Annotated in this window: 16 protein-coding genes and 1 tRNA gene; 5 read left to right on the top strand and 12 right to left on the bottom strand. The window is 45.6% G+C overall.

Annotated elements, in window-relative coordinates:
* Positions 1-136 precede the first annotated feature (136 nt).
* Positions 137-1,411, top strand: coding sequence for an HlyC/CorC family transporter (locus tag KIO97_RS11790; protein WP_005426658.1), 1,275 nt, complete (start codon positions 137-139; stop codon positions 1,409-1,411).
* An 88-nt stretch (positions 1,412-1,499) separates the two neighbouring features.
* On the opposite strand, the gene luxS is transcribed toward KIO97_RS11790, so the two are convergent.
* The 10 genes from luxS to KIO97_RS11740 form a co-directional block, all read right to left on the bottom strand.
* Positions 1,500-2,018 (bottom strand): S-ribosylhomocysteine lyase, encoded by a 519-nt coding sequence (gene luxS, locus KIO97_RS11785; RefSeq protein ID WP_005426655.1) that lies wholly within the window; start codon positions 2,016-2,018, stop codon positions 1,500-1,502.
* An 88-nt stretch (positions 2,019-2,106) separates the two neighbouring features.
* Positions 2,107-2,712 (bottom strand): hypothetical protein, encoded by a 606-nt coding sequence (locus KIO97_RS11780; RefSeq protein ID WP_285382625.1) that lies wholly within the window; start codon positions 2,710-2,712, stop codon positions 2,107-2,109.
* A 19-nt stretch (positions 2,713-2,731) separates the two neighbouring features.
* Complete coding sequence (gene gshA, locus KIO97_RS11775; RefSeq protein ID WP_005426650.1) at positions 2,732-4,300, bottom strand: glutamate--cysteine ligase; 1,569 nt, start codon at positions 4,298-4,300, stop codon at positions 2,732-2,734.
* Between the two features lie 163 nt (positions 4,301-4,463).
* A complete protein-coding gene (locus KIO97_RS11770; protein WP_285382622.1) occupies positions 4,464-7,307 on the bottom strand; it encodes a pitrilysin family protein in 2,844 nt (947 codons plus the stop codon).
* 9 nt (positions 7,308-7,316) lie between these two features.
* Positions 7,317-7,778, bottom strand: a complete 462-nt coding sequence (locus KIO97_RS11765; protein WP_005426648.1) for a YqaA family protein — start codon at positions 7,776-7,778, stop codon at positions 7,317-7,319.
* Positions 7,772-8,722 (bottom strand): NADP-dependent oxidoreductase, encoded by a 951-nt coding sequence (locus KIO97_RS11760; protein WP_038890041.1) that lies wholly within the window; start codon positions 8,720-8,722, stop codon positions 7,772-7,774. Before KIO97_RS11760 ends, KIO97_RS11765 begins: the two co-directional genes overlap by 7 nt.
* Before the next feature lie 149 nt (positions 8,723-8,871).
* The gene (locus KIO97_RS11755) at positions 8,872-10,002 is read right to left on the bottom strand and encodes a sodium ion-translocating decarboxylase subunit beta (RefSeq protein ID WP_005426644.1); all 1,131 of its coding nucleotides are present in this window, start codon (positions 10,000-10,002) and stop codon (positions 8,872-8,874) included.
* 9 nt (positions 10,003-10,011) lie between these two features.
* On the bottom strand, positions 10,012-11,805 hold the full coding sequence (gene oadA / locus KIO97_RS11750; protein WP_285382618.1) for a sodium-extruding oxaloacetate decarboxylase subunit alpha: 1,794 nt from the start codon (positions 11,803-11,805) through the stop codon (positions 10,012-10,014).
* A gap of 33 nt (positions 11,806-11,838) precedes the next feature.
* On the bottom strand, positions 11,839-12,096 hold the full coding sequence (locus tag KIO97_RS11745; protein ID WP_005426641.1) for an oxaloacetate decarboxylase subunit gamma: 258 nt from the start codon (positions 12,094-12,096) through the stop codon (positions 11,839-11,841).
* A 467-nt stretch (positions 12,097-12,563) separates the two neighbouring features.
* The gene (locus tag KIO97_RS11740) at positions 12,564-13,205 is read right to left on the bottom strand and encodes a helix-turn-helix transcriptional regulator (RefSeq protein WP_285382616.1); all 642 of its coding nucleotides are present in this window, start codon (positions 13,203-13,205) and stop codon (positions 12,564-12,566) included.
* A 574-nt stretch (positions 13,206-13,779) separates the two neighbouring features.
* Between KIO97_RS11740 and KIO97_RS11735 the strand changes: the two genes are divergently transcribed.
* Genes KIO97_RS11735 through KIO97_RS11720 form a run of 4 tightly spaced genes read left to right on the top strand, consistent with a single transcriptional unit; the run spans position 13,780 to position 16,516 of the window.
* Positions 13,780-14,907 (top strand): hypothetical protein, encoded by a 1,128-nt coding sequence (locus KIO97_RS11735; protein ID WP_038870445.1) that lies wholly within the window; start codon positions 13,780-13,782, stop codon positions 14,905-14,907.
* A gap of 19 nt (positions 14,908-14,926) precedes the next feature.
* Complete coding sequence (locus tag KIO97_RS11730) at positions 14,927-15,250, top strand: hypothetical protein (protein ID WP_050905944.1); 324 nt, start codon at positions 14,927-14,929, stop codon at positions 15,248-15,250.
* A gap of 8 nt (positions 15,251-15,258) precedes the next feature.
* Positions 15,259-15,936: a C39 family peptidase gene (locus KIO97_RS11725; protein WP_005534088.1), complete on the top strand. Its 678-nt coding sequence runs from the start codon at positions 15,259-15,261 to the stop codon at positions 15,934-15,936.
* A 13-nt stretch (positions 15,937-15,949) separates the two neighbouring features.
* A complete protein-coding gene (locus KIO97_RS11720; protein ID WP_010643222.1) occupies positions 15,950-16,516 on the top strand; it encodes a hypothetical protein in 567 nt (188 codons plus the stop codon).
* Positions 16,517-16,589: 73 nt separating this feature from the next.
* On the opposite strand, the gene KIO97_RS11715 is transcribed toward KIO97_RS11720, so the two are convergent.
* Together KIO97_RS11715 and KIO97_RS11710 are read right to left on the bottom strand one after the other, a co-directional pair.
* Positions 16,590-17,585, bottom strand: coding sequence for a transporter (locus KIO97_RS11715; RefSeq protein ID WP_285382613.1), 996 nt, complete (start codon positions 17,583-17,585; stop codon positions 16,590-16,592).
* 189 nt (positions 17,586-17,774) lie between these two features.
* Positions 17,775-17,851 (bottom strand) — tRNA-Arg (locus KIO97_RS11710).
* Positions 17,852-17,916 lie beyond the last annotated feature (65 nt).

Here is a 17,916-nt window from a genome sequence, read left to right as displayed (position 1 = left end):
TGCAATTAATAAGGAGCCTTGTGCTCCTTATCCTTTATATTGATGGGCAAATAAAATAGAGTACCCCTTATTCCATTGACTTAATGGCCAAGCTCGGTCATAAATTAACCAAACACATACAAGGAACAGCAGCGTTTTGGACGACATATCTACGGGTATCTTATTTGCGCTACTCGCGTGTCTTATCGTCATATCAGGTTACTTCTCCGGTTCAGAAACAGGGATGATGTCTTTGAACCGCTACCGCTTAAAGCACTTAGCCAATAATGGGCATAAAGGGGCCAAGCGAGTCGAAAAACTACTAGACCGCCCAGATCGCCTGATTGGTCTTATCCTTATCGGCAACAACCTCGTGAATATCCTAGCTTCTGCCATCGCAACCATTCTTGGTATGCGTTTGTATGGTGATTTAGGTGTCGCGATAGCAACAGGTGCACTCACCATGGTTGTCTTGGTGTTTGCCGAAGTCACGCCAAAAACTATCGCATCGCTTTACCCAGAGCGTGTTTCTTACGCAAGTAGTATCCTTCTTACTATTCTGATGAAGATACTGTCACCACTGGTGATGCTGGTGAACTTCATTACCAATGGCTTTATTCGTTTGATTGGCGTGAAAGCGGATCACACCACTGAAGATCACTTAAGCTCAGAAGAACTGCGTACCGTGGTCAACGAAGCGGGCGGCCTTATTCCTCGTCGCCACCAAGACATGCTGGTTTCGATTTTGGATCTGGAGCACGTCACCGTGAACGACATCATGGTGCCACGTAATGAGATCACGGGGATCGACATCAATGACGATTGGAAATCTATCGTCCGTCAGCTGACTCACTCTCCTCATGGCCGTATTGTGCTGTACCGTGATCAGATTGATGAAGTGGTTGGCATGCTGCGCCTTCGTGAAGCGTACCGCTTGATGCTAGAAAAGAACGAATTCAACAAGGAAACTCTACTGCGTGCTGCCGATGAGGTGTATTACATCCCAGAGGGCACACCTCTGAACGTGCAAATGTTGAAGTTCCAACGCAACAAACAGCGTATCGGTTTGATTGTCGATGAGTATGGCGACATTAACGGTCTAGTGACGTTGGAAGATATCTTGGAAGAGATCGTTGGCGAATTTACCACTTCTATCGCACCAAGTTTATCGGAAGAAATTACTCCGCAAGGTGATGGCAGCTTCTTGATTGAAGGCAGCGCCAACATTCGTGATATCAACAAAGGTTTGAAGTGGAAACTACCAACCGACGGCCCACGAACTTTGAATGGTCTGATTCTGGAGCATTTAGAAGATATTCCAGAAAGCCACTTAAGCGTTCAAGTCGCTGGGCATCCAATGGAAATTGTCGATATTGAAGAGAACCGAATCAAGCTGGTGAAGGTGTATCCAAAGCTGAAAAAGAGCAGTTAAGTACACCACCTCCAATATTCCAATCAACAAAAAAGAGCCTGACATTGTCAGGCTCTTTTGTTTTCAGCTGTCGAAACTAAAAGCTAAGTTAGTCGATACGTAGCTCTTTCAGCATTGACTCTGGCAGTGCCAATTCATCATTCTTATTCACCGCCACACCCGCTTCTAGAATGTTCTTCGCAATTTGCTTCGCTTCATCCAGAGAGTGCATCGCTGCTGTACCACATTGGTATTCGTTCAGCTCAGGGATCTTGTTTTGGCTTTCTACTTTTAGCACATCTTCCATCGCTGCAATCCAAGCGTCAGCCACTTGCTGCTCTGAAGGCGTACCAATCAAGCTCATGTAGAAACCAGTACGGCAACCCATTGGTGAGATATCAATGATCTCAACGCTGTCACCATTTAGGTGATTACGCATAAAGCCTGCGTACAAGTGCTCTAATGTATGAATTCCTTTCTCAGAAAGGATGTCTTTGTTTGGAGCAGTGAAACGTAGGTCGAATACCGTGATGGTGTCTCCTTTTGGAGTTTGCATCGTTTTAGCCACACGAACCGCTGGTGCATTCATGCGCGTGTGGTCTACGGTAAAGCTGTCTAATAAAGGCATTACATCTCTCCTGATTGTAATCACCAACACTCTCAAGTATTGGTCGTTATTTTTGTTCATTCCCTCACCTAAAAGTCAATTAGATGAGCTAAAAGAACCAGCCGCTGTTGTCTTCTAATTCCTGACGACATTGTTTAAGCTGCCAGCCATATGTCTTTGCGGTTTGCTCTACGCGTCTTGCAACCTTAATCAAGCTTGGTTTGCTGTTATAAGTTCCACGTTTGTAACCGCCACGCCCCTCGTGATAGGCAAGGTACTGGTTGTAAGGATCCCACAACGAGATGCTCAGTTGGCGACGAGTTTCATGGGTATACCAACCGACAAACATCATGGAGTCGTCAAAGTTAGTACGTGAACCGCCTTGTCCCGTTGCATCTTGGAAATCATCCCAAGCAGGATCTTGAGCCTGGGCATAGCCGTATGCGCTGCTTACACGCCCCCATGGAATAAAGCCAAGAATATAATCTTTTGGTGGTCGAGCGTCGTGGCGAAAGCTACTTTCTTGCTTAATGATCGCCATGGCCACGTTGATTGGCGTGCCCCACTCTTCTTCCATATCTTTGGCATCTTCATACCAACCAGATTTTTCTCGGAATATTTCACATAGGTTGTCTTGTTGCTTTGGGGGCGCAGTCGCACAACCGGCTAACATCACGCTCCCAAGCACAGACACAACTAACGGCTTAATGTCCAATCCCTGTCCTTACTACTGATTATTGTTTTAGATAAGCAAAGTAATCTTCTAAGAAATCATCGAAAGATAACGTATCACTTTGCTCTGCTTGTTTTTGCTTCTCTACCGATGTCGCAACTTCCGTTTCCATAGCGTCAGCTGAATATTGCTCATAGCTGTGTGCTAGGTTTTCTTCACGGAACTTCATACCAAGCGCACAACCCACTTTACCTAAACCGCCGTGCTCTTTTGTTAATTCAAGCAGTTGGCCAGAAATGGTCAGCTCTGGTTCATCAATCCAAGATTCTAGTTTGTCGCAAACCGCTTGGTACGCATTACCACCAGCCGCACTATCCATTTCAACCGCAATCTGGCGAAGATCAGAGAACACTCGGTGTGCCCAATCTTGCAGAGATAGACGCTCGCCTTGGCAACCGATTTGCAGCATCAAGCCTTTCTCACGACCAGAGACAATCACCTTGTTCCAGTTGTCACGCCAGCATTCAAGCTCACAGTTGTCCATTGGGTCTGAGTCAGAAAGCGCTGCCCACGTTAGGAATAAATCAAGGAAACGTACTTGCTCTTCACTCACGCCAACGGCACTGAATGGGTTCACATCTAACGAGCGAACTTCAATGTATTCCACACCGCCACGCTGCAAGGCTTCAGAAGGTTTTTCACCGCTCTTCGTTACGCGCTTCGGACGAATTGGAGCGTAAAGTTCATTCTCAATTTGCAGAATGTTTGAGTTCAGCTGACGGTACTCACCATCCACTTTCACGCCAATCTCTGCAAACTCTTCAGATGGACGTCGAATCGCATCACTTAAACCATCAAGATACTGGTCGATAGAATTAAAGCCAATCTTAAGCACGCTTTGAGCGCTGTTGGTGTAACCGAGATCACTTAGACGCAGAGAGGTCGCTTTTGGTAGGAATAAAGTCCCGCCAATTTTTTCAAATGGTAGATCGGTTTCACGACCTTGAATGAACGAGCCACACAGTGCCGGTGACGCACCAAAGAAGTACGGGATCATCCAGCCAAAGCGGTAGTAGTTACGAATCAGCGCAAAGTACGCGTCTGATTTCGTGTCTTGGCGTGCTTCTTCATCTTGCTCACCATGCAAGGCGTCCCAAAATGACTCAGGGAAAGAGAAGTTAAAATGCACGCCCGAGATAATTTGCATCAAGCTACCGTAACGGCGTTTTAGGCCCTCACGGTAAAGCGTTTTCATTTTTGCTGAGTTTGATGAGCCATACTGAGCGAGCTGAATATCATCCTCGCTACCCACGTAACATGGCATTGAAAGTGGCCACATTTTCTCTTCACCCATTTTGGTTTGAGTGAAGTGATGAATGTCTTTCAACTGCCCCATTAATTCAGGGATCTCGTGTGATACTGGCGTAATAAATTCCAGTAGAGACTCAGAAAAGTCGGTCGTGATCCATTTGTTTGTGAACGCTGAGCCCAAACCCTCTGGATGAGGTGTTGTAGCTAGGTGTCCATCCTGACGATAGCGCAAAGTTTCTCGCTCAACACCGCGTCCAAACTGCTTAAATACTTCTGGGTTTGATGCAACTTGTTTTAGTCGCGCAGCAAAATCAGTCAAAATGAGGTTCGCTTATATTGGGAGCAGGACACTCGCCAAGCGTGGCAAGTGAAAGCTAAGTTATTGATATATAATCCATCTAGATAAATAACCCATCAAAAAGTCATTTATCTAGTTAGAAACGAATAGCGGAGAGTCTCCTCTCCGCTATTAAATGTGTACTCTATCGAATGATTTCAAGCTCTTCCACGTCTTTCCCTAACTTTTCTAGTTGAGGGCGAAGGGATTTCGCATCCCCGACAACGACTATCTGATAGTCATTCGGGTCGAACCATTTTTCAGCTAGAGCGTTGAGCGTCTGCTTATCGACAGTCTCAACAATAGCGTTGCGTTGCTGTAAGTAATCTTTATCTAGGTTGTATTTCAAAATATCACTGATGAGTTTGCCTTTCTGTGTTGGCGTCTCGTATTTCAGTGCATCTTTTTGACCGACCGCTTGGCGCATAAATTTCAATTCATCGTCAGTCATGCCTGATTGTGAGAACTCGTTCAACTCATTCTCCATCTCGATGATAGACGCAACCGTCGAATCTGCACGCACTTGCGCCGTAAAGACAACAGAACCTGTTTCTACGTTGCCGGAGAAATAACCATAGGCACCATAAGTGTAGCCTTTGTCTTCGCGAAGGTTTTGGTTGATACGGCTATTAAAGTTACCCGCTAAGTTAAAGTTTGCCAGCTGCCCCAAGTAGAAATCACCCGTAGCATCGTAAGGCATACCTTGACGAACCATCATGACGACACTCTGTGGTGCGCCTGGCTTATCAACCAAATGTACTTTTTGCGAACCCAATGGCGCGATAGCTTGTGGCGCATACAATGGTGCAGCTTCGTCTTCCCAGTTCGCCCAGAAAGACAACTGCTTCTCTACATCCACTTTATTGATGTCACCAACCGCAATGATCTGGGCACTTTGTGGCGTGTAGTGCTTCGAATAGAAGTCACGCACATCATCCAGCGTCAGAGCCTTCAATCCTGCTTTGGTGCCATCTTTTGGACGCGCAAAGATAGAATCGCCATACAGCACTTGGCGACTTGCCTGCGATGCCATCCAGCTTGGTTTTTGATGTTCATACACCAAACCTTCTAGAGCTTGAGCTTTTACGCGGTCGAAGTCTTCTTGCTTAAATGCTGGCGATAGCAACATTTCTTCGACAATCTTTAGCGTTGGCGCTAGGTTTTTCTCCAGAGAAGAAACGCTGATGTCTGTGGTATACCCCGTCGCATCAACAGCAATCACACTGCCTAACTTGTCTAGCTCTGCTTGAATTTCTTCAGCTGAATGTTTTGTCGTGCCTTCTTGCAGCATCGCCGCGGTCAACTGAGCAAGACCCTCTTTACCTTTCTCAACGAAACGTGTCCCTGCAGGTAAGCTAAACTGCATGGTCACTGTTGGTGTCTCGCTGCTCATGGTCCCCAGTAACTCAGAGCCATTCTTGAAGTGGATGTCGTACAACTTCGGCATGGTTGCTTCTACTGGGGCACCAACAGGCGGCTGCACAGAACGGTCGAAGTTATCCGTCGCTCGGCGGTACGCCAATTGGTCATCAGTAATCTTTTCGTACTCAGGTAATGTGCGTTTTGGCGTTACGAAGGTTGCAGGCTTCACAGCTAACTCTGTCTTACCCTTTGGTACAACGCTCAGCGTTACCTTATTCTTGCCTTGAATGAAGTCACTGTATGCTTTTTCTACGGATTCAGGCGTCACCGCACGAAGCTGTTCAAGTTGCTCTTCAATCAGATCCGGTTTACCAAAGAATGTTTGATTCGACGCCAGTTGCGTTACTTTACCTTTCACACTTTCTAGAGCAAAAATCGCATCAGCTTCCGTTTTGCCTTTCAATTGTTCAAGGCGATCTTTGGTTACGCCGTCTTTGGCAAACTTATCCAGCGATGCCATCAACTCATCATACAACTTAGTAAGATCGCCTTTGTCACCAGAATCTCCCATCGCGTAAACATAGAAGTTGCACGACAGCTCAGCACAATCATGGAACGATCCTGCATCGACTGCTTTCTGGGTTTTAACTAAGTCTTGATAAAGCACACTGTTAGTACCACTGCCTAGTACACTTGATAGCGTATCTAGCGACGTTTGATTTGCTTCACCGTTGTAGGTTGTCGGCCATGCCACCATGACCATAGGTTGCTGAATACGGTCTTCTAAGGTGATGAATTTGCTTTCTGCTAGTTTCGCAGGCTGCTTCGGTGCATTTTCTACTTCAGGGCCACGAGGGATAGAGCCGAAGTATTTATTCACCCACGCCAGCGTCTGTTCAACATTGATATCGCCACCAATGGTCAATACCGCGTTGTTTGGACCATACCAACGTAGGAAGAAAGCTTTCAGATCGTTCACATCAACGCGATCAAGATCTTCAACATAACCGATGGTCTGCCATGAATATGGGTGACCTTCAGGGTACAGCGCTTCAGCCATACGTTCCCACATCAAACCATACGGACGGTTATCGTAACGTTGGGCACGTTCGTTCTTCACAGTAGAGCGTTGGATCTCAAACTTACGCTGCGATACCGCATCCAACAAGAAGCCCATACGATCCGACTCTAACCACAGCATTTTCTCTAGCTGGTTAGCTGGTACGGTTTCGAAGTAGTTAGTGCGGTCACGGTTAGTGGTGCCGTTTAGTGTGCCACCCGCTTCCGTAATAATTTTGAAGTGCTCTTGATCCCCCACATTCTCAGAGCCTTGGAACATCATGTGCTCAAAGAAATGAGCAAAACCTGACTTACCAATTTCTTCACGTGCTGAACCTACGTGGTAAGTCACATCAACGTGAACCAATGGGTCTGAATCTTCCGGTGCCAGAATCACCGTAAGACCGTTATCGAGTTGATATTTCTGGTATGGGATTTTCACTTTGCCTTCTTCCGCTTTCGATGACTCGACGAAAGTAACTCCATCAGGCAGTGATGATACAGGGGAGTTTGATGCACAGCCCGTGATCACTAATAGTGAGCACGCGCTTACCCAAAACATTCTCATGCGCTTTCCTTAAAATAAACCGAGATAGATGGCGGCCAACAAGCTATACCTTGCGGCTTTGCCTAAAAATATAAGAACCAAACACGGCAGAAATTTCATCCTTAACCATCCTGCCGCTAAACATAGCGGGTCACCAATCACTGGTAACCAGCTAAAAAACAATCCCCAATACCCATATTTGGATAACCACTTCAATGCGGTATGAGCGTGCTTCTCATCTTGGGTTTTATTTGGAATCCACAAACCAAGCCAATAGTTAGTAAGACCGCCAAGGGTATTACCAATGGTGGCAACAATAATGATGGAAGAAACTGAGTATTGGTTTAACGATAAGGTGGCAATCAATCCAGCCTCAGAGCCACCAGGTAATAATGTGGCGCTGAGAAAGCCTGTCATGAACAACACCCATAATGCGGAGTCAGAAAACCAGAGTGCTAAGTTTTCAAAGGCAGCATTAAATGCCTCTAACATGTCATATCAAGCAAGACCTTGCCTCGCGTCCGCCCCGACTCAACTTGTTTGTGAGCTTCAACAACCTCATTCATCGGATAAACCTGCTGTATTTCAGTTTTCAGCAATCCAACCCCAACCATGTAAAGTAGGGTATCTAATTGCTCACGTTCAGGCTCGACTAACATACCGCTGGCTTCAAAACCCAATAGTTTAGCTTTTTCACAAATCAGCTCTGCGGTAATGGTAGGCACCGTAATGACACGAGCGTTATCAGTCAGACATTTGAGGGCATCTAAAGCAGCATCGCCACCAACAAGATCAATCAAAACATCCACATCTTCAACACGTTCTGACACTGGGGCAAATTGATAGTTCACTGCGTGAGCGCCAAGTGTGGCGAGGTAGTCTAAATTTCGTTCACTACAAGTGGTAAACACTTCTGCTTTCGTCGCTACTGCAATTTGTACCGCTATATGACCAACACCACCCGCACCAGCAAGAATTAAAACGCGGTCACCTTCCGTCACATTGGCTTTGCTTAAGGCTTGAGCCGCCGTTTGCCCAGCTAAGGGTAGCGCCGCTGCTGCTTCTAATGTAACGGTATTCGGTACATGACTCAGCTCCGATTCGGGAACACAAACATACTGACTATAGCCACCACCTCGAACTGGGAAGCCAATAAACCCGGCCACCTCATCACCTTCATTAAAGCGCGATGTCCCCTCTCCACATGACTCGACTTTGCCAGAGATGTCATAACCGGGAACCCAAGGTAAGTTATCTTTGTTTTGCGCGGCAGCCCAGCCGAGTCCTGCTCGTGTTTTTACATCAATAGGATTGACGCCTGAATAAGCCACTTTAACGAGGATTTCCCCTGCTTGAGGCGTCGGCGTTGACGCAGTTTGAATTGCAAGAACTTCCACGTTGCCGAACTCGGTAATCGCTATCTGTTTGTGTTCCATAACCCATTCCCTGACAGAAAACAAAAAGGGATGCGAAAAGCATCCCTTTGACTATAAACCATTTTGTTTGCCGAAGTTAATCGCCAATTTGTAAATTGGTGGATAATTCTCTGTCATTGATTATCAACCAATTGACTCAGGATTACTGACTACCCTACGAGTGCCAGCAAGATACCTGCCGCCACAGCCGAACCTAGTACGCCAGCTACATTTGGTCCCATTGCGTGCATCAGTAGGAAGTTTTGCGGGTTCGCTTCTAGGCCAACCTTGTTCACAACACGTGCCGCCATTGGTACCGCAGAAACCCCAGCCGCACCGATAAGTGGGTTGATGTCTTCTTTCGAGAACTTGTTCAGGAGCTTCGCCATCAGAACACCTGCACCAGTACCGATACTGAAAGCTACTGCACCTAACCCTAAGATACCTAGCGTTTCTATATTCAAGAACTGTTCGGCTTGTAGCTTAGAGCCAACCCCAAGACCCAAGAAGATGGTCACGATGTTGATCAGCTCGTTTTGCGCCGTTTTAGATAAGCGATCCACGACGCCTGCTTCACGCATCAAGTTACCCAAGCAGAACATACCAACCAAAGGCGTTGCCGAAGGTAAGAACAGAATCGTCATTAGTAGTACAGCAAGTGGGAACAATACTTTCTCCCATTTGCCCACGTGACGAAGCTGAGCCATCTTGATTTGACGCTCTTCTTTGGTTGTTAGAGCTTTCATGATTGGCGGCTGAATGATCGGCACCAAAGCCATGTAGCTGTATGCTGCAACTGCAATCGCGCCTAGCAAATCCGGAGACAGTTTACTCGCTAAGAAGATTGCTGTCGGACCGTCTGCACCACCGATGATCGCGATAGACGATGCATCCGCCATAGAGAACTCCATACCCGGTACATAGTTCAGTAAGATCGCGCCAAATAGCGTCGCAAAAATACCAAACTGTGCCGCAGCACCCAGCCACAAGGTCTTCGGGTTTGCAATCAAAGCACCAAAGTCTGTCATTGCACCGACACCCATAAAGATCAGCAGCGGGAATACACCCGATTCAATCCCGATGTAGTAGACGTAGTACAGCAAACCGCCCGGATCGGTAAAGCCAGCGTTTGGAATGTTCGCTAAGATGGCACCAAAGCCAATTGGTAATAACAGTAAGGGCTCAAAGCCTTTTTTAATCGCCAAAAACAGCAAGGCACAGCCAACCAGCATCATACAGATTTGGCCAAACTCGAAGTTAGCGATCCCTGTTTCTGACCATAGGGTCATCAATCCGTCCATGATACTCCCTTACGCTAGACTTAACAGTGGCGAACCAACCGTAACGGCATCACCTTCTTTCACGTTCAGTTCTTGAACTACCCCACCACGTGCTGCACGAACTTCAGTTTCCATCTTCATCGCTTCTAAGATAAGGAGAACGTCACCTTCCACAACTTCAGCACCCGGTTGAACATTCACTTTAAAGATGTTGCCCGCAAGAGGGGCTGGCACCGCTTCAGCGGCACTATTTGCAGGTGCGCTCGGCGCTGCTGGTTGAGCAGGTACAGTTGCTGTATTTGGCGTCACAGAAGTTAATTGACCTTGAGGGCCTACCTCCACAGCATACACTTGGCCATCAACGCGCACGCTGTAAGTTTCAACGCCACCAGATACAGGTTGTGCTGCAGGTGCTGCAGCAGGCTTCGCAGCTTCTAGCGTTGGGGCTGGTTCGAAGGCATCTGGATTACCACGATTTTTCAGGAACTTCAGGCCAACTTGAGGGAACAGTGCGTAAGTAAGCACATCATCAACACGTTCACTTGCGAGCTTAATGCCTTCAGATTGCGCTTTCTCCATCAAATCAACCGTTAGGGTTTCCATTTCCGCTTCAAGCAAATCTGCAGGGCGGCATGTAATTGCTTCTTTACCATCCAACACTTTCGCTTGAAGTGCTGTATTAACAGGAGCAGGCGCTGCACCGTATTCACCCTTCAAAACACCAGCGGTTTCTTTGGTGATGCTCTTATAACGCTCACCTGTCAACACGTTAATTACCGCTTGAGTACCAACGATCTGAGACGTCGGTGTTACCAGCGGTATAAAGCCAAGATCTTCACGTACACGAGGGATCTCTTCCAGTACCTCATCAATACGATCCGCAGCACCTTGCTCTTTTAGTTGACCTTCCATGTTGGTCAACATGCCACCCGGAACTTGAGCGATCAAAATGCGTGAATCCACACCTTTTAGCTGACCTTCCCACTTGGCGTATTTCTTACGTACTTCACGGAAGTAAGCCGCGATAGGCTCGATTTGGTCGAGTTTCAGATTAGTATCACGCTCTGTGCCTTGCAGCATCGCAACCACTGTCTCAGTAGGCGTATGGCCGTATGTACAACTCATAGACGAAATCGCAGTATCAAGAATATCGATACCCGCTTCCACCGCTTTCACTGCAGTCGCCGTAGAAAGCCCTGTGGTTGCATGGCAGTGAAGCGCAAGAGGCACATCACAAGATGCTTTGATGCGCGTGATCAGCTCTTCTGCTTCGTACGGCTTAAGTAGGCCAGACATGTCTTTAATACACAGAGAGTGGCAACCCAGATCTTCAAGGCGTTTAGCCAGATCAACCCAAGTATCCGTGTTATGCACCGGACTGGTGGTGTAAGACAAGGTACCTTGTGCGTGAGCACCCACATCTACTGCAGCTTTTACCGCCTTTTGGAAGTTACGTACGTCATTCATTGCATCAAAGATGCGGAACACGTCCATACCATTGGCATGAGCACGCTCAACAAACTTCTCTACTACGTCGTCAGCATAATGACGGTATCCTAAAAGGTTTTGACCACGTAGTAGCATTTGCATTGGTGTGTTTGGCATCGCTTTTTTTAATTCGCGTAGGCGCTCCCAAGGGTCTTCTCCCAAGAAACGGATACACGCATCAAATGTTGCACCACCCCAGGTCTCTAAAGACCAGTAACCAACCTTATCTAACTCAGCTGCGATAGGCAGCATATCTTCGATACGCATACGCGTAGCAAACAGGGATTGATGGGCGTCACGAAGGACCACATCAGTGATAGCGAGTGGTTTAGACATGCTCTTAAACTCCTTTTTAATCCTATCTTTCGGCTACTTCGCGACAGAGGCGCGATGTTTATGAATCGCAGCCGAGATCGCCGCCACTACTTGTGGACTAACAGCTGAAGAGGTTGGTTGAATGTTGGTATTTGTTTTCGGTGCTGCGATCGGCGCAGGTACTTCTTCCGGTACCAATTTCGACAATAGCCGAACGAGATAAACTAGAATGGTGAGGAAAATAAATACGACCGCCATCCCTGTTAGCATCAGGGTGGCCGCATCTACTAGCAGGCTTCCTATATTCGTCATGTTGCTTCCTTTCTTTGTCATCCTGACAATGTGCAGGACTCTAATAGCGTCAAATCCCGACCAATGGATTATCTCGATTGGTTAAATTTTGTCAATTTTGTTTAAGGAAGCTTTTAATTAATCTTTAATATTGATTATTTATTCACTACCCAGATCACAATTCGAGAGAAAATCATCGTTGAACATAAGAATGTTTAACTTATAACCACACTAAATTAAAGTGATTATAAAAACTGCGATTGGTATTTCAAAAAATCAATCTAAATTAAGGAGGAAAATAAAATAAAAACAGAAACCTATATCAATTTAACCAAACTAAAACAACTGGTTTACAATTTATTTCTTAAGTAATCACACCAAAAGTAAAATGCGAATAAGGTGATACGAGCAAAGGTTTGCCCCTCGGGTTGTTAAACTAGCCGCTCTTGAATGAGCTTATGATTATTTACGCATTCTTTTTTGAGTACTTATTGTGCGGTTAACCCCCCGTTCATCCGCACTATCTTGATAGCATCATGACGGCAATGTACATCCAGTTTCTTGTACAACTTATAGATATGGCTTTTCACCGTACTCTCTGACAAAAACAACTGTGAAGCGATCTGCTGGTTTGATATTCCATAAGCCAGCAACTCTAAAATTTGCCTCTCACGACTGGTTAGCGAATCATGTTGGCATTCCATCGAAACATTCGAGTGTCGGTAGTTGTTGATTAACGTTTCTAAATACACCCTTGGTAACCACAATCCTCCTTGAAATATATATTCCACACTCTCACCTATGTGGGACACAGAAGCACTTTGTAGCAAAATGCCTTTAAGTAGCTTCCATCGCAACAATTCATTTTCAACGCTCTCGCTTGGTACGTTGTGAATCATTAGCGGCCAACCGAATAAATCAAAATCCGGGAGCAAGCCTCTGGATTCAAGTCGCCTCATAAAGTCATAGTCAATAAGCACAAGATCGATACTCATGGTATGACTGCGAAAGACGGCCTCTTCTGGTAAACACGTTCTGACTTTTACATCAGGTGCGATTGATAATTGCCCCTCTATTAAACTGGTTTGAAGATTATTCTCCGCTAGAAGGAGAAGATGCTTGGTTCCCATAGTATCCACCACTGTTTGCTGACACCTTTACTACCTACCTCCATGTGCCAGTGTTTTCTGATCACCACATTGATGATCAATAAAATCATCAATAGAGAAAATATAGCAGTTCAGGCTGACTTTACGGGCACACCTACGACGTAAAATAACCAAAAGGGTTGAGCATTTTTAAATGTAGAGTCGACACCTTTCCACCCAACCTAATTTAACTGCTTGTTCTTACTGACACCTTCAATTCAGGGGTCTAAACATCGACTTAACCGCTGAGATTTTAGGCTGAGTCATCTGATGAGCAAAAACCTACTTTTTCAGCCTTATTAGTCAGATATTTTCATACTTGAAGCACCCTAATGAGAGCTATTCTCACTAAGTTGATGATAAAAATTAGCTTTTATCAGTAAGCCAACTATCTTCTATTCTTCATTTAACTCACTACTGGTAGTTTTCTCATTCATAAGAAACGCCCCCAAAAAACCTTACATATAATTCTCTCGCTTCCGCAGTTAAGGAGGCAGCAAGAAGTTTACGTGCAGTCATTTTTAATTAGGAAATATCAGGAAATGGAGTAATCAACATGACTCTTAACAAAACAGGGCTTGCTATCGCAATGTCAGCGATTCTTTTTAGTGGTTCAGTATTAGCTGCTAACGGTATTGATGATGGCGATGACAATAAGCAATGGACGAACAGCGCAAACACGGCAACACAAACCACTACACAAACGAACAGCAGCACAAATGACGCCAGCAGTGCTGATGCAAATACAAATCGTAGTTACAACAACAACAGTACGAATAATGCGAACGACAGTTCTGATTCAAGCATGAACACGACTCGGAGTAACAACGACAACAGTGATAACAGCGACAGTAGCAATGCAAGTACTAACGGTAGCTACAACAACAGTAGTACCAATAATGCGAATGACAATTCAGATTCAAGCATGAACACCACGCGTAGTAACAACGACAACAGTGACCACAACGCGAGCACCAACCAAAGCAATAATGACAACAGCAGTAGCTATGCGAACGATAACTCCAACTCAAGTACGAATGGCAGTTACAACGACAACAGCGATAACCGTGACCAAGCAGACTACCGAGATCAATCAGATAACCGTGACCAAAGCGATAGCAGCGACAACAGCAGTAGTTACGCAAACGACAACTCTGATTCCAGCATGAACACTACACGTAGTAATAACGACAATAGTGATTCAAGCACAACCACTCGTCGCAGTAACAACGATAACAGTGATTCAAGCGTTAATGACAGCAACAACGACAATAGTGACAACCGAAGTTACGCTGACAATAACTCGGACAATCGTGATCAAAGTGATAATCGTGATCAAAGCGATAACCGAAGCTACGCGAACGACAACAGCGATAGCAGCACAAACGATAGCTACAACGACAACAGTGACTCAAGCACAACTAACACGGACAGCTTCAACCAAATCAACATGGATACAGATATGGTCGTAGCAAACTCGGAAGTGATGGGGCAAGTTCACTCAGCATCGGTCACTTACGATGCAGGAGAGAAAGACGCAAAAGTGAAAGTTGAAAACGTGAATAACCTTGGCGGTTTAGATAGTGCTGCGGGTATTACAACTGTGGCACAAAATGCCGGAGCGAACTCACTGATTCAACAGTCTGTTGCTACCAATGCCAGTGTGTTTACTGGTGGTGAGTAAAGGAAGCTAGGAGAAAGCGATGCGTTTGGCACTGTGTACCTTGGGTATGATAGTTGCTTTTTCCACACACGCGGAAAACATAACGTTATCTGATGAAAGTGTCAGTCTAGAAACAATGAATGAAGCACGAGGTGGCCAGAATGTTGAGCTAGACCTTGTTTATGCAGAATCAGATGTAGATGGCATTTCTTCAGATAACGTAGCGACCAATACCGTGAGCGGAAACAACATACTCTCACCAGGAGCGTTCGCAGACAGTTCAGGGATATCGAGCGTGATTCAGAATACTGGTAACAACGTTCTAATCCAGAACTCAACCGTCGTTAACCTGACACTCAAGTAAATATTGATATGAAAGTTTGGCAAAACTTACCTTGGCTGTTGCTGGCTCTGTCAGCTTCAGCCAATTCATTGGAGTTTCTCCCTCATCGGGGACATTTTTCTGTGCCTGTTAAAAGCTACAAAGAAATCGTATTTGGTGATGTATTTCGTCAACAGTATGATTTCAGTTGCGGTTCAGCAGCACTGGCCTCTCTATTGACCTATCACTATCAAACCCCTTCTTCAGAACAAGATATTTTTAAAAGCATGTACGACAAGGGAGATAAAAAGAAGATCAAAGAGAAAGGCTTTTCACTACTAGACATGAAAGTTTACCTCGATTCCATTGGACTTAACTCAGACGGCTTTCAAGTAGGATTAGAAAAGATTCGCAATGTAGGGGTCCCAGGGATCACACTCGTCAATTTTGATGGTTACATGCACTTCGTGGTGATCAGAGGAATGAACGCAGACTCCGTAATCTTAGGCGATCCATCTCGGGGCACCATGATCATGAAATACGAAGAGTTCCAGAAATACTATCAAGGGATTGTGCTTCTAATCCGTAACGAAGCTGAAGTTGGTCGATCTGGTTTTATTACTGACGATAAGTTTGCTATTTATCATTCCTCTCCCCTAGAAAGCGGTGTGCAAAGAGATTCTCTCGGTGTGTTTAGCATTACGCTCCCCGTCGCTGGAGAGAACTAGATGAGGTGTGGTTATGAGGCTATCTAAGTGGATTCTGACATGCGGTGTTTTGACTTCGACACTTTCTCTAGCGAATGAAGTGGATCTAACGGGGTTAACCCCACTTCCACCGAATTCGTTGTCCGAACTTCGTGGTGGCTTTCAAGTCACTGACGATTACATCATCAACATCGGATTAAGTATTACCACCACAATCAATGGACAAGATATCCTAAATACCACCATTGCCAATTTAGTTATTGAGAATGGCCACCTTACCAATATTAGCGGCAGCAATAGCTCAGATGGTCTAGGTAACCCTCTCGATCAAGGCATCGTCAACATCATTCAATTTGGCGAAGGCAACTTTATAAGTGATAACCGCGCAAACTCACCAGATGTGACGAACCCGAATCAACCAAATATCATTAGCTCAGAATTCATCAATTCCAGCATCATCAACATCATTCAAAACACCACAGACAACAGTGTGATTGGTTTAAGTACACTGGTCGACATCGATGCGCAAGTGAGTGGCGTAATGCAACAAATTCGTGCAAACCAGCAACTAGAAGACGCACTGTTGAATCACCTCCAATAATTGCCCACAAGAAGCGCTTGTACAAAAAGGGGCTGTCATCACAACAACCCTTAAATTCCTCTGTATTCATCTACTACAGATTAAATGGCACACGAATCGTTAATTGAAAATCTGGGGTATCTTCGGTTAATCCAGCTTGCGCACTTACGTTGAGAGATGCTTTAGGGCTAAAGGCATAATTAACACCAAACGTCAGTGCATCCAATTGAAGTAACTTCGCGTCATCAGCCGAGCTGCCGTTCAATTTACTTTTCAAAATCGTTTTGTGGCTTACCCCTAACGAAAAAGACAAGTCTGGATTGACGGCAAAGCCCATCCCTCCCGCTAACGCAATGGTATCACCAAGATCAACGTCTGCTTTGGTATCTCCAACAGTAACATTCTCTTCCAAGTTATAGATGTAGCTCAGGCTTGCATACAGCACCGCTGGGTCTGTTGGGTAGATCATTGAAATGTTGGGTTCAAAACTCCAAAAACCAGATCCCGTCGGCACATCACTAAAGGAATTACTGCCTTCGTCTATAGAAACATCGTAAGGCGAACGCCCAGTATCGGATTTGACTCTTAAACCACCGACCCAATAAGGTGCACTATCAAAATTAAACTGGTGGCGAATCGCAAGCTCAACATCTCCCATCCCGCCACCATCGATTGTTGTATTGACCACGTCAGCATTCGAACCGTCCTGAATAGGGCGCGTTGCAATCTGGTCGTTTCGATAAACGTAGGGCAACCGAACCTCCAATTCCGTAGCGTTGGTCAAACCATAGCGAGCGGTTAAGCCAACCGTAACTGTAGTTCTATCAGCATCACTGACCTCAATTCGTCCCACGATCAATGTTGGTAACACGGTATAACCAACCACAGAGACTTTATTTGAAGAGTTTTGCGTGTAGCTAAGTGATGTATCGAATGACCACTGTCCTCGCGGCGTGAGCACTCCTGGGCGGTCTATAACATCACTGACGGTCTGAGCCCGTTGAGGAATATCATCGCCTTCCGAGCTATTTGCGGTTTGAGCTACACATACCAACCCAAGAGTGCAGCCAATCAGAGTCTTCCCTAACATCGAGTAATCCTTTCTTGTGGCGGTTATAAACGATTAGGTTAGATCTGAAGGTTTAGCAATGAGTTGATGGCAAGAAGTCGCACAATCTTAAAACAGAAACGCTGGAATGACTGAGGACAGTATCGATAAGAAAGGGGCCAGTTAGCAGATACAAAAAAGCCTCGCATAAGCGAGGCTTTTTCTAAAGAGTGGCGCGTCCTGGAGGATTCGAACCTCCGACCGCCTGGTTCGTAGCCAGGTACTCTATCCAGCTGAGCTAAGGACGCACAGTTTTCGATATCGGTATTCCCAATATCAGGATGTCTATAAAAGAAACCCTAAAGAGTGGCGC

Origin of the sequence: Vibrio sp. B181a, assembly GCF_030248375.1 — a bacterium.
GTDB classification, from domain to species: domain Bacteria; phylum Pseudomonadota; class Gammaproteobacteria; order Enterobacterales; family Vibrionaceae; genus Vibrio; species Vibrio campbellii.
This window is presented reverse-complemented; position numbering and strand designations above follow the sequence as displayed.

Coding starts and splice junctions, on each gene's coding strand:
- KIO97_RS11715 (WP_285382613.1), bottom strand. CDS start 17,585: ATGTTAGGGAAGACTCTGATTGGCTGCACTCTTGGGTTGGTATGTGTA.
- KIO97_RS11720 (WP_010643222.1), top strand. CDS start 15,950: ATGAGGCTATCTAAGTGGATTCTGACATGCGGTGTTTTGACTTCGACA.
- KIO97_RS11765 (WP_005426648.1), bottom strand. CDS start 7,778: ATGTTAGAGGCATTTAATGCTGCCTTTGAAAACTTAGCACTCTGGTTT.
- KIO97_RS11755 (WP_005426644.1), bottom strand. CDS start 10,002: ATGGACGGATTGATGACCCTATGGTCAGAAACAGGGATCGCTAACTTC.
- KIO97_RS11735 (WP_038870445.1), top strand. CDS start 13,780: ATGACTCTTAACAAAACAGGGCTTGCTATCGCAATGTCAGCGATTCTT.
- KIO97_RS11740 (WP_285382616.1), bottom strand. CDS start 13,205: ATGGGAACCAAGCATCTTCTCCTTCTAGCGGAGAATAATCTTCAAACC.
- KIO97_RS11725 (WP_005534088.1), top strand. CDS start 15,259: ATGAAAGTTTGGCAAAACTTACCTTGGCTGTTGCTGGCTCTGTCAGCT.
- oadA (WP_285382618.1), bottom strand. CDS start 11,805: ATGTCTAAACCACTCGCTATCACTGATGTGGTCCTTCGTGACGCCCAT.
- KIO97_RS11770 (WP_285382622.1), bottom strand. CDS start 7,307: ATGAGAATGTTTTGGGTAAGCGCGTGCTCACTATTAGTGATCACGGGC.
- KIO97_RS11760 (WP_038890041.1), bottom strand. CDS start 8,722: ATGGAACACAAACAGATAGCGATTACCGAGTTCGGCAACGTGGAAGTT.
- KIO97_RS11730 (WP_050905944.1), top strand. CDS start 14,927: ATGCGTTTGGCACTGTGTACCTTGGGTATGATAGTTGCTTTTTCCACA.
- luxS (WP_005426655.1), bottom strand. CDS start 2,018: ATGCCTTTATTAGACAGCTTTACCGTAGACCACACGCGCATGAATGCA.
- KIO97_RS11745 (WP_005426641.1), bottom strand. CDS start 12,096: ATGACGAATATAGGAAGCCTGCTAGTAGATGCGGCCACCCTGATGCTA.